The sequence below is a fragment of the Mesorhizobium sp. NFR06 genome, assembly GCF_900115245.1.
GTDB lineage: Bacteria > Pseudomonadota > Alphaproteobacteria > Rhizobiales > Rhizobiaceae > Mesorhizobium.
Map to the genome: position 1 here is coordinate 105411 of NZ_FOVT01000014.1, position 15604 is coordinate 121014.

The 15604-nt window shown below is 63.3% G+C and carries 14 protein-coding genes; 7 read left to right on the forward strand and 7 right to left on the reverse strand.

All coding sequences use genetic code 11. The features are described 5' to 3' along the window. Window positions 1-5 precede the first annotated feature (5 nt). Window positions 6-896, reverse strand: coding sequence for a DUF2182 domain-containing protein (locus F3H96_RS22675; RefSeq protein ID WP_149803928.1), 891 nt, complete (start codon window positions 894-896; stop codon window positions 6-8). Window positions 897-1016: 120 nt separating this feature from the next. On the opposite strand from F3H96_RS22675, the gene F3H96_RS22680 reads away from it, so the two are divergent. Further along, window positions 1017-2228, forward strand: coding sequence for a UbiH/UbiF family hydroxylase (locus F3H96_RS22680; protein ID WP_149803929.1), 1212 nt, complete (start codon window positions 1017-1019; stop codon window positions 2226-2228). Window positions 2229-2407: 179 nt separating this feature from the next. Continuing rightward, a complete protein-coding gene (hspQ, locus tag F3H96_RS22685; protein WP_188131500.1) occupies window positions 2408-2731 on the forward strand; it encodes a heat shock protein HspQ in 324 nt (107 codons plus the stop codon). Between the two features lie 122 nt (window positions 2732-2853). Here the strand turns inward: hspQ and F3H96_RS22690 are convergent, their stop codons facing one another. After that, entirely contained in the window at window positions 2854-3474 is a 621-nt protein-coding gene (locus F3H96_RS22690; protein WP_149803931.1) for an invasion associated locus B family protein, read from the reverse strand. Window positions 3475-3756: 282 nt separating this feature from the next. Between F3H96_RS22690 and F3H96_RS22695 the strand changes: the two genes are divergently transcribed. After that, window positions 3757-5577, forward strand: coding sequence for an extracellular solute-binding protein (locus F3H96_RS22695; protein WP_149803932.1), 1821 nt, complete (start codon window positions 3757-3759; stop codon window positions 5575-5577). Between the two features lie 39 nt (window positions 5578-5616). Then, window positions 5617-6300 carry a DsbA family protein gene (locus tag F3H96_RS22700; protein ID WP_149803933.1) on the forward strand — a complete coding sequence of 228 codons (684 nt, stop codon included), beginning with the start codon at window positions 5617-5619 and terminating at the stop codon, window positions 6298-6300. 70 nt (window positions 6301-6370) lie between these two features. Here the strand turns inward: F3H96_RS22700 and F3H96_RS22705 are convergent, their stop codons facing one another. After that, window positions 6371-6607 carry a hypothetical protein gene (locus F3H96_RS22705; protein ID WP_149803934.1) on the reverse strand — a complete coding sequence of 79 codons (237 nt, stop codon included), beginning with the start codon at window positions 6605-6607 and terminating at the stop codon, window positions 6371-6373. A gap of 512 nt (window positions 6608-7119) precedes the next feature. Here F3H96_RS22705 and F3H96_RS22710 point away from each other — a divergent pair. Both F3H96_RS22710 and mgtE read left to right on the forward strand, forming a co-directional pair. Then, on the forward strand, window positions 7120-9012 hold the full coding sequence (locus tag F3H96_RS22710) for an ABC transporter ATP-binding protein/permease (protein WP_188131501.1): 1893 nt from the start codon (window positions 7120-7122) through the stop codon (window positions 9010-9012). 279 nt (window positions 9013-9291) lie between these two features. Next, window positions 9292-10656 carry a magnesium transporter gene (gene mgtE / locus F3H96_RS22715; protein WP_149803936.1) on the forward strand — a complete coding sequence of 455 codons (1365 nt, stop codon included), beginning with the start codon at window positions 9292-9294 and terminating at the stop codon, window positions 10654-10656. A gap of 49 nt (window positions 10657-10705) precedes the next feature. Here mgtE and F3H96_RS22720 read toward each other — a convergent pair whose 3' ends face one another. The 4 genes from F3H96_RS22720 to rpiA all read right to left on the reverse strand — a co-directional run bounded on the left by F3H96_RS22720 (window position 10706) and on the right by rpiA (window position 14719). Beyond that, window positions 10706-11851 (reverse strand): serine hydrolase domain-containing protein, encoded by a 1146-nt coding sequence (locus tag F3H96_RS22720; protein WP_149803937.1) that lies wholly within the window; start codon window positions 11849-11851, stop codon window positions 10706-10708. Window positions 11852-11875: 24 nt separating this feature from the next. Continuing rightward, window positions 11876-13264 carry a glutathione-disulfide reductase gene (gene gor, locus F3H96_RS22725; protein ID WP_149803938.1) on the reverse strand — a complete coding sequence of 463 codons (1389 nt, stop codon included), beginning with the start codon at window positions 13262-13264 and terminating at the stop codon, window positions 11876-11878. A gap of 119 nt (window positions 13265-13383) precedes the next feature. After that, window positions 13384-14001, reverse strand: coding sequence for a DUF2059 domain-containing protein (locus F3H96_RS22730; RefSeq protein WP_149803939.1), 618 nt, complete (start codon window positions 13999-14001; stop codon window positions 13384-13386). Beyond that, window positions 13988-14719, reverse strand: coding sequence for a ribose-5-phosphate isomerase RpiA (gene rpiA, locus F3H96_RS22735; RefSeq protein ID WP_149803940.1), 732 nt, complete (start codon window positions 14717-14719; stop codon window positions 13988-13990). The genes F3H96_RS22730 and rpiA overlap by 14 nt, the downstream gene beginning before the upstream one ends. A gap of 158 nt (window positions 14720-14877) precedes the next feature. On the opposite strand from rpiA, the gene F3H96_RS22740 reads away from it, so the two are divergent. Next, complete coding sequence (locus F3H96_RS22740; RefSeq protein ID WP_149803941.1) at window positions 14878-15558, forward strand: phosphoglycolate phosphatase; 681 nt, start codon at window positions 14878-14880, stop codon at window positions 15556-15558. Window positions 15559-15604 lie beyond the last annotated feature (46 nt).

Genomic DNA, 15604 nt, shown 5'->3' on the forward strand with positions numbered 1-15604 from the left:
TCCCCTTACGCCGAAACTAATAGCAGGGCAGCCGCCCACACAAGCAGTATCGCACCGGCAACCCGGCTGGCCACCCTGCCGGTGGTCTGTTTTTCGATCAGGGTGAAGAGGCCGATCAACGCCATCCAGAAGACGTTCATCGCGCCGACGGCAAACATCACCAGCATCAGCGCCCAGCAGCAACCGAGGCACCACACGCCCTGCTCCACGCCCAAACGGAAGATGCGGCCCGGTTTGGCGCTCCAGTTGGCGAACAGGATCGAGAACGGGTTGCGGCACTTGTCCAGGCATGCCTGTTTCAGGCCGCTGAATTGATAGAAGCCGGCAACGATGAGCGTGGCAGCGCCGGCGAAGCCGACGGCAGGATCGAGCATCCGGCCGGAATTGGCAAAGGCGTAGACCGCGAGTGTCAACACTGCGAAAGCCACGGATGCGCCAAGCCAGGTGGTGAGGTATCCGCAAACAAGCACCAGCGGATGAACGCTCGGCTCGCCCTTGATTCTGGCCGTGTCGGCGATTTCGCAATAGGTGCGGATCAGCGGCGCCGCCGAAGGCAACATCGTCGCCACGGCCATCAGGAACCACAGCAGCACAAGTGCTGGCGCTTGCATGCCGGTCGGGCCGGCAAGCGGCGACGGCGCAAGGCAAAGCGCGAAGAACCGGTCCAGAAAATCCGGCAACGGCAGACTCGGCAGATTTTTCAGCAGCGTGTCGCCCGGTGCCCCGACAAGGCGACTTTCAGCGCCGCGGATCGCCATCGCGCCGAGAAGAAACCAGGCGAAGGCGATGCCGATGCCGATTGTAAGCATGACCGCGAAGCGTGGGTTGCGCGCCACGCCCGCCGTCGCGCGGCCGGCGCGGTCGAGATGGCTGAAATCATGCTCCTGGCTGCTCATTGCAATCGAATGGGCTGAATCGCCACGTTGATCAAGCCGGCTGATCTGACCTATATCCGCGATATAGGCTCGACGGGTGGTCTCTCCCGACGGGTCTGCCTCTTATCGTGGAAGCCCGGCGTGGAGCACAACGACAAAGCCCGCATCCTGGTTGCCGGCAGCGGTCCGGCCGGCCTGATCGCGGCGCTCGGCTTCGCCGGAGCCGGCTTCGACGTGGCGCTGGTCGGCCCGGATGCCAACAGCGCCGATGGCCGCACCACGGCCCTCATGAATCCGGCGCTGAAAGTCCTCGACCGGCTGGGCGTTCTCGCCGAACTGGCGCCGCAGGCCGCACCGCTCAAAGTGATGCGAATCGTCGACGCCACCCGGCGGCTGATCCGAAGTCCAACCGTGACATTTCGCGCCAGCGAGATCGGCGAGGAGCAGTTCGGGCTCAATCTCCCAAACAAAGTTCTTATCCCCATCCTCGCCAGGGCCGTCTCAGCTCATGGCGGCGTCAAATGGCTGAAATCCATCGTTGAATCATGGCGCCTCGACGCCGATCGGGCCCATGCCCGGTTGGCCGACGGCAGCGAAGTCTCCGCGTCGCTGGCGGTCGCAGCCGACGGTCGCCTGTCTCCGGCTCGGGAAGCCGCCGGTATCCGCGCCTCCGCGCGGCCCTATCCGCAGTCGGCGCTCGTCCTCAATTTCGGCCATCGCAGTGAGCACGGCTTCGTTTCGACCGAATTCCACACCGAGATGGGGCCGTTCACGCAGGTGCCGCTGCCGGGCAGGCGCTCGAGCCTCGTCTGGGTGGTGAAACCGGAGACGGCACAGGAACTTGCGGCACTCGACGACGCAACCTTGTCCGGACGTATCGAGGAGCAGATGCAGTCGATGCTTGGCCGGGTTTCGGTGGAGCCTGGTCGCCAAGTCTATCCCTTGTCGGCGGCTTCGCCCGGCCGCTTCGCGCAAAACCGTGTGGCGCTGGTCGGAGAGGCTGCGCATGTGTTTCCGCCAATCGGTGCCCAAGGCCTCAACCTTGGCATCAGGGATATCGACGATCTGATTGGAATCGCCAGCGAAAACCGCGACGACCCCGGCTCGCGCAGGGCTCTCGCCGCCTATGATATCAGGCGCCGTCCCGACATTTGGGCGCGCAGCGGCGCGGTGAACCTGCTCAACATGTCGCTGCTGTCCGACATGCTGCCGGCGCAACTGGCGCGCAGCGCCGGTCTCAATGCGCTGGGCTCCTTCGCGCCGCTGCGCGCCTTCTTCATGCGCGAGGGATTGCGGCCCGGCAGCGGCTTTCGCGCGATCGCCGGCGGTTGGCGCAGACAGGCCGGGCATTAGAGCAGAAGCCGAAACGTGTGAAACGGTTGGCTCGGCGCCTTCGCGGCGTTGAATTGAGGCAGCGCCCGTGCAAATAGGCAACACCCAAAAGTCGGAGTCGATTTTTGGCGGCAGAGCGCGTAATTTCAAGATGTTAGGGGGCTTTTTGCGTCGAGCAAGGGCGCCCGATGGTGAGCGATATGAAAACGGCCAAATTCGCAATCGGACAAGTGGTTCGCCACAGGCTGTTTCCGTTCCGCGGCGTGATCTTCGACGTCGATCCCGAATTCGCCAACACCGAGGAATGGTACGAAGCCATTCCCGCCGACGTGCGTCCGCGCAAGGACCAACCATTCTACCATCTTCTGGCGGAGAATTCGGAGACCGAATACATCGCCTATGTGTCCGAGCAGAACCTGCTCGAGGACCGGTCCGGCGAGCCGGTGCGGCACCCGCAGATCGGCGAGATGTTCGACAAGTTGCCGGACGGCCGCTACGAGCCCAAGCGTCAGTCGAAGCACTGAAGCTCTGAAACATTGCCGGTGTGAACGGCTTTCCGTTCGCGTCGAGACATCGGACGTGGCGGCGACAATAAAAAAGCGGGGCGACCTGCCCCGCTTTTTCTTTCCCGGAAGGCGCTCGGCGATCAGTTCGCGGTCTTGGCCTTGTTCTGCTCGTCCTTGAGCTTCTTGGCGAAATCCTGATTGTTCTTGGCAACGAAGTCCTGCAGCTTCTTCTGCCGGTCCTCGATGTCCGATTGCTGCAGCGGCGGGCCGTCATAGGCGCCGCTGAAGCCGCTGAGCGCGATCTTGATCGGATTTGGCTGGTTCTGGAAGTTGATCGACGTCAACGTGATCCCCTGCCCCTTCTTGAAGGACGCGATGAGCTGGTCGCTCAGCGGCACTTCCGCAACGCAACGATCCGGGAAGCAGATCACATAGTCGAGCTTCTGCGCCTTGCCGGCATCGATCTGCAGGGCGATGCCGGGGGGAACGAGACGGCCGGTCGGAACCGTGACCTGGAAGACCTTGCGGTTCACCTTGCCCTTGAGCTCGATTAGGCTGACGCCGGTGACGAGCTGGCCGTTGCCGGCGGTGACGATGTTCTGCACATTGCAGATGTCGACGTCTTCCTGCTTGGTGCAGGCCTTGAACCAACCCTGGGGGATCTGTGGCTGCTGCTGAGCCGAGGCGGTGAAAAGCCCGGCGCCCAGAACGCCGACCACGCCTGCGGCCAGCACCGAAAGGCGGTACGCGTTGATCGTCATATGGTGCACTTTCCTCTCAAATGATCCCGGGGACCGGCTTCTTCGTGCCGTGTGGTCCAGCTACCTGTTGCCCAAATGAGGCAACAGGATGACTTCGGAGCGCGTGTTACACTGCCGGCGGCCCCGAATCCAGCCCGGTTTCCGCGATTTCTTCGTGGTTTCATACCCCGACGGCGAGCGTCACCGGCCGAACCCGATTCGCTTTGGCCGCCGATTCAATCGGGTAACGAAATGCTCTAGGGTGCATGGCGAATCACAAAGCCGCCCGGCAAGGAGATGGTCATGGACCGCGTTCTCGTTCGGCTGATCGCCGCGACCTCGTTTCTGGCTCTTTCGCTCCTTCCGGCACAGTCGGAGCCGAAGCACGGCATCGCCATGCAAGGCGAGCCGGCGCTGCCGCCCGACTACCAGCATTTCGACTACGTCAATCCGGACGCCCCGAAAGGCGGAAACGTCACCTATTGCGTCGTCGGCTCTTTCGACAACCTCAACCCATTCATCCTGAAAAGCCTGCGCACCACGGCGCGCGGCATGATCGACACCGTTTACGGCAATCTCGTCTTCGAGCCGCTGATGCAGCGCAACTATGACGAGCCTTTCAGTCTCTACGGACTGCTTGCCGACAGCGCCGACATGGATCCGGAGCGCAAGAGCATCGAGTTCCACCTCAACCCCAGCGCAAAGTGGTCGGACGGCCAGCCGGTGACGCCGGAGGACGTGCTGTTCACCTATGACGTTTTCAAAGACAAGGGCCGCCCGCCCTACAGCGACCGCATGAGCATGGTCGCCAAGCTGGAGAAGACCGGCGACCACAGCGTGAAATTCACCTTCAACGACAAGGCCAATCGCGAATTCCCGCTGATCATCGCGCTAACGCCGATCGTCCCGAAGCATGCCTTCGACAAGGACACGTTCGACAAGACGACGCTAAAACCACTGATCGGCAGCGGGCCCTATGTCGTCGACAAGATGCAGCCAGGCCAGCGCATCGTCTTCAAGCGCAATCCTGACTACTGGGGCAAGGACGTGCCGTCGAAGCGCGGCTTCGACAATTTCGACCGGATCACCATAGAGTACTTTCTCAACGCCAATGCCAAGACGGAGGCATTCAAGAAAGGAATCTGCGCCCTCGATGACGAGACCGATCCCGTCAAGCGCGAGCGCGACATCGACTTTCCGGCCTTCCGAAGGGGCGATGTGAAGGAAGAATATTTCAATACCGGCATTCCCCCTGTCGTCACCGGCTTCCTCTTCAACACCAGGCTGCCGAAGTTTTCCAATCCGGTCGTGCGGCGCGCGCTCGGCATGCTCTACGACTTCGAATGGGCGAACAAGAACCTGTTCGGCGGCAAGTTCAACCGCACCATGAGCTATTGGCAGAACTCCGAGCTGTCCGCGCTCGGCCATCCGGCGGACGAACGGGAGAAGGCGCTGCTTGCCCCCTACCCCGGCCGCGTGCCGCCGGACGTGATGGATGGAACCTGGCGTCCGCCCGTGACGGATGGTTCGGGCCAGGATCGCAAGGTGCTCAAAACCGCCTTCGAATTGCTGAAGAGCGCGGGCTTCCACGTGCAGGACGGCAAGCTGCTCGACCCGCAGGGCGACCCTTTCGGCTTCGAGATCCTGACCTCATCGCAGGATGAGGAGCGGCTGGCCGCCATCTACCAGCGCACGCTGGAAAAGATCGGCATCGATGTCGGCATCCGCACGCTCGACGGCGACCAGATCCAGTCGCGCAAGCAGCGCTACGACTTCGAGGTGCTGATCGGCACCAGCGGCTTCAGCAATTCGTTGTCGCCCGGCAGCGAGCAGGTCGGCCGCTGGGGATCGGTCGCCGCGAAGACGGAAGGATCGTTCAATCTCGCAGGGGTCGCCGATCCGGCGATCGACGCGTCGATCGACGCGATGCTGAACGCCCGCACCAAGCAAGACTATGTCGCTGCGGTGCGCGTCCTCGACCGGCTGCTGATCTCGGGCAACTATATCGTGCCGATGCAATACAACACCCAGCAATGGCTCGCTTACTGGAGCTATCTGGAACATCCGCAAAAGACCCCCATATTCGGCTATCAGCTGCCGACCTGGTGGCGAAAGCCCAACTGACGCAAGCTCAACCCAACCGCGACCAAACAGGAGACGAGCATGAGCGCCGAGAACTCCATCACCGTCGATGTGGTGTCCGATGTCGTCTGCCCCTGGTGCTTCATCGGCCAGAAGCGGCTGGACAAGGCCATTGCCGCCGCGAGCGACGTTGAAGTGCATGTCCGCTGGCGCCCATTCCAGCTCGATGCGACCATCCCGCCCGGCGGCATGGATCGCCGCCAATATATGCTCGGCAAATTCGGCAGCGAGGAACGCGTCCGCCAGATCCATGCCCGCATCGAGCCGCTTGGCGAGGCTGAAGGCATCAGCTTCGCCTTTGGCGCCATCAAGGTCGCGCCAAATACCCTCGACGCGCATCGGGTCATCCGCTGGGCGGGCGCTGCCGGCGAGGGCGTGCAGAACCGGCTGGTGCGTCGCCTCTTCCAGCTGAATTTCGAGGAAGGCGCCAATCTCGGCGACCATGCGGTGCTCGCCCAAGCCGCCGGCGCGGCCGGCATGGATGCATCGGTGGTCGAGACGCTGCTGCCGACCGATGCCGATGTCGAGGCCGTGCGCAACGAGATCGCCACCGCCTCGCGCATGGGCATCACCGGCGTGCCCTGCTTCTTGCTTGAAGGCAAATATGCCGTGATGGGCGCGCAGGATGCCGACACGCTCGCCGACGCCATTCGCCAGGTCGCCCAAGCCAAGGCGCGCGGCGAACTGGAAACCGCCGCGGGCTGAGTGTTATCGCGCCATTCAGAGTCGCCGCTCGCTTTCCTGTCAATGCGCCGCCGCCCTCGGGGCCCCATTGTCATTGTAGCGCCTGTCCGCCGAGGGCGGCGTCTTTCACCCTGGCACAGACGATGCAAATGGCCGGCAAGCGGATTTTGAACCTGTCGGGAACCGAACAGGGCTCGCCGACCCTGACTTTCAATTCGATGCTGGCGCTGAAGGCCCGAACGACTTTGCCGGCAGCTATCAGCTCAAGACCGGGTCCAAGGCGAACAGCGCCAATTTCAACCTCGATTCCGGTGCCATGGTGGGCCATGTCCGCTTCAGCGGCGGCGAGGTTGTCATCGACAAATACGACGCGACGACCAAGACAATCTCAGGCCATTTCGCCGCCTCCGGGATAGTCGAATCGGGCAAGCCTGAAGAGCTGACGGCCGGTAAATTTTCGGGCATTCGGTAACGGCGCAGTAGTCATTGAGGCCGACCAGCACCTCTTTTTCGTTCACAAACCCGTGTTTTTCCCTTCCCTAAGGGAAGCTTGCCGCTGGTTGGCTCAATCGCCTTTAACGCGCTGGAATAAAAGCCGAAATCAGCGTGACAGGCGCGCCGCTCGGCACCGACTTCTGTGGCCTTCATGCCACGGCGGGTAACCCTGTTCACATTCACCGGCAGAAAATTAATGGAAAATGATCAATTGGTGTTACCCTGTGTAACAAAACTAAGAAAGGTTTGGGCGGGATCGTGACTGGGGTCGGTAGACCGCGACGTACAGTACCGGAGCAAACAACCAACGAGGCAAAGACCTCGTCCCTGACGCCGGTATCGTCGATGCGTACATTCTGGGGGCTGATGCGAGCCTACTGGTTCTCCAACCGGTGGAAGGAAGCCTGGACGCTCACCCTCGTCATCGCGCTGTTGACGGCACTTTCCAGCAAGGCCGGCGTCTGGTTCGCAGTGGCGTTGGGCGAGCTGGGCAATTCGATCGCCTTCCTCCACGATGCGGCCAACACCCACCCGTTGCAGACAATCCTGACCAATGCCGGCATACTGGTGCTGCTGGTTGTGCTGAAGGATGCCGGTTTCACCGGCGTGCGCAATCTCGTTTCAACGACCTTGCACCGGAAATGGCGCGGCTGGCTGAACAACCAATTCAACCAGGCCCTGCTCGACGGCAACCATACCCATTTCCATGCCCAGCATGGTTCGGCCGCGGGCGGCATCGTCGCACCCGATAACATCGACCAGCGCATCCAGGAATCCATCAAGGACATGACCGGCGGCGCTATCGGTCTCGCCATGGGCGTGCTGGGCGTGGCGACGTCGCTCTACTTTATCGGCGAAAACCTGATCGGGTCCTCGGTCGAGGTCAAAGGGCTGGAATTCCTGGGCAGCTACGGCACCGCGGTGCTGGCTTTCCTTGCCGTCGCCACTTACGTGCCGCTGAACACCTGGATCGCGGTCAAGCTCGGGCGTCTGCTCGAGCGGCTCAATGTCCGCATGCAGCAGGCGGAGGGCAGCTACCGCAGCGAACTGACGACATTCCTGCGCCGCAGCTTCCACGTCGCAGCCTCGCATGGCGAGGGCGTGCAAAAGTCGATGCATGACAGGCTCTATGTCGATATCGACAAAACTTGGGGGCGGCTCAATATCGTCAACACCAGCTACACGTCGTTCGAGCTGATCTACAATTTCGTCGGTGCCCGTATTGTCGCCTACGGACCGGGGCTCGTGTCGTTCATCCACAACCGCTTCGACTACAAAGGTTATATCACCGGCTCCGAAATGGTCGCTCAGCTCATCAGCCAGTGCTCGTGGTTCATCCATGTGATGCCGGCGATTGCGACGCTGCGGGCCAACAGCCAGCGCGTGACCGAACTCGCCAACGCCATCGAGAACGTCCAGCGCCCACGCGAATTCTATCAGCAGACCGGCCGCTCCGACTTCAGCTACGCCACCCAAAACCCTGTCTTCGGCCTGACCATCCAGAAGCTCGAACTGGCGCATCAGGGCGAGGACGCAACGCCTTTCCTCAGCGCCGCGAACCTGCGCTTCCGCCGCGGCGAATGGACCTTCCTCAAGGGCGAATCCGGCTGCGGCAAGACCTCTTTGATCAAAGCGATCAATGGCCTGTGGCCTTACGGCCGCGGCACCATCGTATTCCCCGAAGGCGTGACGAGCTTCTATGCCGCGCAGGAGGTCAAGCTGCAGCAGGTCTCGCTGAAGCAGCTCGTCTGCCTGCCGGGTTCCGAAAGCGATCACAGCGACACGCTTGTGGCGGCGGCGTTGCACAAAGCCGGCCTCGGCGACTTCATCGAACACCTGGCCGACGAGAGCCGCGAAGGCAAGATCTGGGATCAGGTGCTTTCGGGTGGCCAGAAGCAGAAGCTCGTGGTTGCGCGCATCATCCTGCAGCAGCCGGGGCTGCTCTTCCTCGATGAAGCGACCGGCGCGCTCGATCCCGAAGGCAAGATCGCCTTCCACCAGGCGATCAAGGACAATTGCCCGCACGTCACCGTGATCAGCGTGATGCACGAAGCGGTGCCGCCACGCTCGCTGTCCGGCGAGGAATTCTACCACAGCGTGGTCTCGATCGCCGATGCGGTCGCGACCAAGAAGCCGCTCGCCCCCAGCCTGCCGCGCGAGCTCACGACCATCCTCACCCAGCCGCCTCGCCCAGCCGAGGACAAGTGGCTGCGCTTCCGCCGGCTGAAGCAGAAATAGCAATCAGGCCAAGCCCTTGGGCGGAGTTGCGACTCTGCGTCCGGCGCTCTTGATCACAGTATCGCGATCCCCCCGCGCTGCGCCCGTTTTGGCGCTCTTTGCGATTGACTCGGCGGAAACCGCTCCTATGTTGCGCTCGCTCGCAGAATTCCCAAACCGAAACCCGCGAGCAGAAAGGTCAACCCGCCATGCCTGGCGACAGTCACAGTCGAACGCAACCGCCGTCCGCCCTGACGTGACCTGACGGCTCACGTCCTGCCGGACGGCAAGGAGTGAGCCATGAACGAATTCGCCCCCGTATTGGACGACGAAGCTGTCGCCGTCGCCCGTGTACTCGCCAACGACCACGTCGCCGACGTCGTCGAGGCCCTCAACCACGAACCTCGCGAGACGGCCATCGAGCTGCTCTGCGCGGTGCCATTCGAGCGGCTGGTCGAGATTTTCGACCAGCCGGAACTCGAAGCCGCGCCGGAGCTCGCGGAAGCCCTGCCGCGTCCGAAGGCGAGCAAGCTTTTGACCGCCATGTCGGTCGACCGCGCCGCCGACATTCTGCGCGAGCTGGACGAGCCGGCCCGCTCGGAGCTGCTCGGCGCTCTGGCCCCGCCGCTGCGCACGACGCTGCTTTCCATCCTGGGATATCCACAAGGCAGTGCCGCCTCGATCATGACGACGGAATTCGTCAGCGTGCCTTCGGATTGGACCGTCGGGCGCACGCTCGACTACATCCGCAAGGTCGAGCGCACGCGCGAAACCATCTACGCCATCTACATCGTCGATCCGGAGACGCAGCTTCTGCTGCGCTCCACCGGATTGCGCCGGCTGATCACCGGCAACGCCGAGGATTCGATCCTGTCGGTGGCGCCCGATCGCATGCCGGTGACGGTGACGCCGCTGACCGATCGCGAGAACCTGGCCCAGACCATCTCCAAATACGACCTGCTCGCCCTGCCGGTGGTCGACCACGGCAAGATCCTCGGCATCGTCACCATCGACGACATCATCGACACGATGATCGAGGAGACGACCGAGGACGTGCATCGTTTCGGCGGCATGGAAGCGCTCGACGAACCCTATATGAAGATGGGTTTCCTCGCCATGATCCAGAAGCGCGCGGGATGGCTCTGCGCGCTGTTCCTCAGCGAGATGCTGACGGCCAACGCCATGCAGAGCTACGAAGGCGAATTGGAGAAGGCGATCGTGCTGACGCTGTTCATCCCGCTGATCATGAGCTCCGGCGGCAATTCCGGCTCGCAGGCGACGTCGCTCGTCATCCGCGCGCTGGCGTTGCGCGAGATCGGCCTTGGCGACTGGTGGCGGGTGGCGTTGCGCGAGTTGCCGACCGGCCTTGTGCTCGGCTCGATCCTCGGCGTCGTCGGCATCTGTCGCATCACGCTCTGGCAGTATTTCGGCTTCTACGACTACGGTCCGCACTGGCTGCTGATCGCCGCAACGGTGGGCGCGGCGCTGATCGGCATCGTCACCTTCGGCTCGCTGTCCGGATCCATGTTGCCCTTCGCGCTGAAGCGCATCGGCTTCGACCCGGCGAGCGCCTCGGCGCCATTCGTCGCCACGCTGGTCGATGTCACCGGGCTGGTGATCTACTTCTCGGTGGCGCTGGTGATCCTCCGCGGCACGCTGCTTTAGCCTGAATTCGAACCGTCGCCGGCATACCCGCGGCGGTTCGCTCATCGTTCTAGACGCCGTAAATCGCGTCGCGCACCGCATCCGGAAACGCACCGGCCATGCCGGCGATCGCGGTGTTGGTAAGCAAGACCACGGTCAGGTCGCGCGTCGGATCGACGAACCAGGAATGACCATAGACACCGCCCCATCGCCATGTGCCGCGGGCCTGCGGCGTCTGCGCGGCGGCCGGGTCGCGCAGGACAGCGAAGCCCAGCCCCCAACCCCAGCCGGCTCTTGTCGTCTCGATGCCGGCGATAGCGTCGGCCGTCATTGCCCTGGTGGTTTCCGGGCGAACGACGGCCCCTCCGCCGGTTCGAATCGTTTCGAGGAATGTCAGCACATCGGCCGCGGTGCCATTCATGCCGGCGCCGCCCGAAGCAAACGACGCCGGGTCGAAGGTACGTGCCGGAGCCAGGGAGATCAGGCCGTCGCCAAAAGGCACAAGATGATGTTCGCCCATCCTGACAGGTCCGGACGGATCGTCCGCGTAAGGGGTCGCCAAACGATTCTCGTCGCGCACGCCAAAGCCGCTGTCGCTCATGCCGAGCGGTTCGACGACCAGGCGATCGACGAGATCCGGCAGCGAGACCCCGGCTGCCCTGGCCATGATCTCACCCAGCACGTCTATCGCCACTGAATAGGCCCAGCGCGTGCCCGGCGCATAGGCGAGCGGCACTGAAGCGATGCGCGCGAGGTTGTCGGCCATGGACAGTCCAGGCTGGTCCAGGCCGTCCGAGACGCGGGCGCGCTCATAGGCGTTTCCGGTCGGCTGGGCGAAGCCATAAGCGAGGCCAGCCGTGTGTGTGAGCAATTGCCGAACCGTGATCACCTTCTCTTCGCCGTTCGGCATTCTGGGGCGAAATTCGGGGACGAATTTGGCGACCGGATCGTGAAGAGCGAGCCGGCCGGCCTCGACCAACGCCAGCGCCGCCACGGCGACAATCGGCTTGGTCACGGATGACAGCCGGAAGATGGTGCCCTCGGTCATCGGCTTGCCCTGCTCGCGGTCGGCGAGGCCGAAGCCGCGGCGATAGAGCGTGTCGCCGCGCTGGGCGACCAGGATCACACCGCCAACGACGCGCTGCTCTTCGATGGCCGCGTCGATGACGCAGTCGATGCGCCGGCCGAAATCGCGGTCGAGCGGGGCGGCAGACATGGTCGACGACTCCGAAGTATGCTCCTACACGCGTTCGCCGTTCTTCACGCGGTAGGTCGGCTTGTAAATCGTCACCAGTTCCTCGGCCGCGGTCGGATGCACGGCCATCGTGCGGTCGAAATCGTCCTTGGTCAGCCCCGCCTTCAACGGGATGCCGAGAAGTTGCGCCATCTCGCCGGCATCCGGCCCCAGGATGTGGGCGCCCAACACCTTGCGTGTCGAGCCATCGACCACCAGTTTCATCAGCATCTTCTCGTCACGGCCGGAGAGCGTGTGCCGCATCGGACGGAAGGAGGCGCGATAGATCTCGACGTCCGAATAGCGCCTGATCGCGTCGTCTTCCGACAGGCCGACAGTGCCGATCTCCGGCTGCGAGAACACCGCCGTCGCAATCGTCTCGTGATCCGGCGCGGTCGGGTTGTTCTTGAAGGCGGTCTCGATGAAGCACATCGCTTCGTGGATGGCGACAGGCGTCAGTTGCACGCGATGGGTGACGTCGCCGATCGCCCAGACATTGTCGAGATTGGTGCGCGAATATTGGTCGACCATAATTGCGCCCGTCTTGCTGAGTTCGATGCCGATACCTTCCAGGCCCATATTCTCGGTGTTGGGGATTCGCCCGATTGCCAGCATCACCTGATCGACCGCCAGCGTCTGCCCAGTGCTGAGCAGCACGTCCAACCTGCCCTGCGGTGTCTTGCGCACCGATTCCGAAACCGCGTGGCAGAGGATCTTGATGCCCTTCTTCTCCATGGTTTCGTGCAGCGAGCGGCGCAGGTCCATGTCGAAACGGCTCAGGATCTCCTGGCCGCGATAAACCAGCGTGGTGTCGACGCCCAGGCCGTGGAAGATATTGGCGAATTCGACGGCGATGTAGCCGCCGCCTTCTATCATGATCGCTTTCGGCAATTGCTTGAGGTCGAAGGCCTCGTTGGAGAAGATGCAATATTCGTGGCCGGAAAGCGCCGGGTGCGGCGCCGGGCGCCCGCCGGTGGCAATCAGGATCTTGTCGGCGCTGACGGTGCGGTCCTCGGCGGTCAGATATATGGCATGCTGATCCACCAGCACGGCGCGCGAGTGAAAGGTCTCGCCGCCCACGCCTTCGACATTCTCCTTGTAGATCGCTTCGAGCCGCGCGATCTCCTTGTCCTTGTTGGCAACCAGCGTCGGCCAGTCGAAGCTCGCCTCGGGCACGGTCCAGCCGTAGCCGGCGGCGTCGGCGAAGTGTTCGGGAAATTGCGAGGCGTAGACATAGAGCTTCTTCGGCACGCAGCCGCGGATGACGCAGGTGCCGCCGAAGCGATATTCTTCCGCGATGGCGACGCGCTTGCCCAGCGCCGCCGCCATCCGGGCAGCCCTCACCCCGCCGGAGCCGCCGCCGATGACGAACAGATCATAGTCATAGCCGGCCATCGTGATGGGCTCCTGCGGATGAGAAAGACGGGGCACAGGTAGGCTGCAAAACGACAAAAGAAAAGCCCGGGCAAACCCGGGCTTTGTGGTCCAGTGGCAGCCGGCAGGTCTGAAGCCGGTCAGTTCGCGGAATTGTCGGCCGGCGCCGATCCGTCAGCCGGGGCCGAATTGTCGGCCGGCGCGGAACCATCGGCGGGAGCGTTGGCATCCGGAGCCGGCGCTGCCGGCGCCGCCGCCTTGGCGGCGGCCGCGAGCGTCTCGCCAACCTGCTGGGCGAGATCGCGGGCAACACCGTTCTGCCAGATGTCGGCCGCCTTCACCAGGTCACGCGTCACCTTCGGACCGCTGTCCAGCAACTTCTTGCCGGCGTCCGAATTGTAGAACGCGGCGATGTCGTTGAGGTCCTTCTCGGAGAACACCTTGGCGTATGCGAGCGCCGCTTCCTTCTCGAGGTCGGCGCGGCGCGAGGCCAGAGCGAGCGCCTTCTCGGTCACGGTCTTGCCGATCAGCTCCTGCATGTCGGGGTTCTTCTGGATAAGCTGCGACTCCAGAGCGGCGGCAGCCTGCGGCAGGATGTTGTCGAACGAATCCGTGGCATGGATCGCCGCGACAGCCGCGCGCGCGGCCTTCAGGTGCGATTCGCTGACGTCCTGAGCAAACACCGGCGAGGACAGCGCAAGCACTGCCGAGGCCGCCAGAAGCATCGAAAGGCGGCGAACCCGTTTATGCAACATCATGGTCGATAGAACTCCCTGGTTTTCGGGCGGCATGGACGGTTTGGATGCCGTCGCCGCCGGCGATGATGGCCGTTGACGCCAGCCCGATGAAAAGACCGTGCTCGACAACGCCTGGAATGGCGAAGAGAGCTTTCGAAAGCGCTCTTGTATCCGGAATGCGGCCAAAAGATGCATCGAGGATAAAGTGGCCGCCGTCTGTAACAAATGGCTGGCTTCCCGTCATCCTCAATGTCACCGGGCCGGAAAGGCGGAGCTTCGCCGCGGCGGCGCCGATCGCGATCTCCGTGGCGCGCAGGCCGAATTTGTTGACCTCGATCGGCAGCGGGAACCGGCCGAGGGTCTCGACCATCTTGGACTTGTCGGCGATGACGATCATGCGGTCGGACGCCGCCGCGACGATCTTTTCGCGCAGCAGCGCGCCGCCGCCACCCTTGATCAGGGTCAGATCCGGATCGACCTCGTCGGCGCCGTCGACGGTGAGGTCGAGCTCGGGCGTCTCTTCGAGCGTCGACAACGGCACGCCGAGCTCGCGGCAGAGTGCCGCGGTGCGCTCCGAGGTCGGCACGCCCACCACCTCAAGGCCGGTCGCGATCTTCTCGGCCAGCAGCCGCACGAACTCTTCCGCTGTGGTGCCGGTGCCGATGCCGAGCCGCATGCCGCTGCCGACATGGGCAAGCGCTGCCCTCGCGGCCTCGACTTTCAACTGCCTTGCGTCCATCCGGAGCCTCGATTTTGCGGGTTTCGCGCGCCTCCTAGCATTTTTGCCTGTCCCGTCAAAGGCCATCAAAGGCGCCGCTGTGGACCGATCGAGGCTTCTTGCTTGAACCCGGTCCAACCTGTATCGGCTGCGGCAACCCAACTGCCGCAGGACCGCCCATGACCCGCCCGATCATCGTGTTCGACCTCGACGGAACCCTGGTCGATACGGCGCCGGACCTGCTCGACAGCCTCAATCACAGCCTGGCGGCAAGCGATCTGGCCGCTGTCGACGAGGCCGGCTTCAGGCGCTTCGTCGGCCATGGCGGCCGCGTCATGATCGAACGCGCCCATGCCGCGCAAAACAAGGCGCTGGTGGCCAAAGAGCACGACCGGCTGCTGAAGCTGTTCCTCGACCATTACACGCTGAACATTCCCGGCAAGTCTCGCCCCTACTCCGGCGTCATTGCCGCGCTCGACCATCTTCAGGCCGCCGGCTACTTGATGGCGATCTGCACCAACAAATATGAAGCCAATTCCGTGGCGCTGATCGGCGCGCTTGGCATGTCGAAATACTTTGCCGCGATCTGCGGCCAGGACACGTTCGCCTTCCGCAAGCCCGACCCGCGCCATCTCACCGAGACGATCAGACTGGCCGGCGGCGATCCGCACAACGCCTTGATGGTCGGCGATTCGCAGACCGACATCGACACCGCCAAGGCCGCCGGCATTCCCGTCGTCGCAGTAGATTTCGGCTACACCGACCGCCATGTGCGCGAATTCGAACCGACGCTGGTGATCTCGCATTTCGACACGCTGACGCCGGAAACGGCGCAACGGCTGATCATGGCGGCGCGGTGAGTGGCGGTTCGGGTTGGGCCGTAAGAAATCCGCAAACCGACCCGCG